This is a genomic window from Streptomyces sp. HSW2009 (assembly GCF_040240285.1).
Classification (GTDB): domain Bacteria; phylum Actinomycetota; class Actinomycetes; order Streptomycetales; family Streptomycetaceae; genus Streptomyces.
In genome coordinates, this window is the sequence record NZ_JBEHZD010001128.1 from 1 (window position 1) to 580 (window position 580).

Annotated in this window: 1 protein-coding gene; it reads left to right on the top strand. The window is 69.5% G+C overall.

Annotated elements, in window-relative coordinates:
- Positions 1-580: acyltransferase domain-containing protein (locus AAHZ94_RS34880; RefSeq protein ID WP_349997664.1), on the top strand; the 580-nt coding region annotated here is incomplete at both ends.

Sequence of the window (580 nt, forward strand, 5' to 3'; positions counted from 1 at the left end):
TGATGGTGTCGCTGGCGGCGCTCTGGCGTTCGCTGGGTGTGGAGCCCGCCGCCGTGGTGGGCCACTCCCAGGGCGAGGTCATCGCGGCCTGTGTGGCGGGGGCGCTGACGCTGGAGGACGCCGCGACCGTGGTGGTCTCGCGCAGCACCCTGCTCAAGAACCTTGCGGGACAGGGTGGGTTGCTGTCTGTCGCGCTGCCGGCGGACGAGGTGGAGAAGCGGCTGGAACGCTGGTCGGGCCGGGCGAGTGTGGCGGCCGTGAACGGCCCGTCGGCCGTCATCGTCTCGGGGGACAACACCACCCTGGACGAGCTGCTCGCCGAATGCGAACGGGACGCCATTCGCGCCAAGCGGGTCCCGGACAGCGTGCCCTCACACTCGGCGCACGTCGAGTTCCTGGAAGAACGTCTCCTCGCCGACCTGGCCGGCATCACCCCGCGCACCGGCGACGTGCCGTTCTACTCCACCGTCACCGGCGAACTGGTGGACGGAGCCGAGTTGGACGCGGCGTATTGGTATCGGAATTTGCGGGAGCCGGTGCGGTTTGAGTCGGTGGTGGGGTTGTTGGTGGGGTTGGGGTT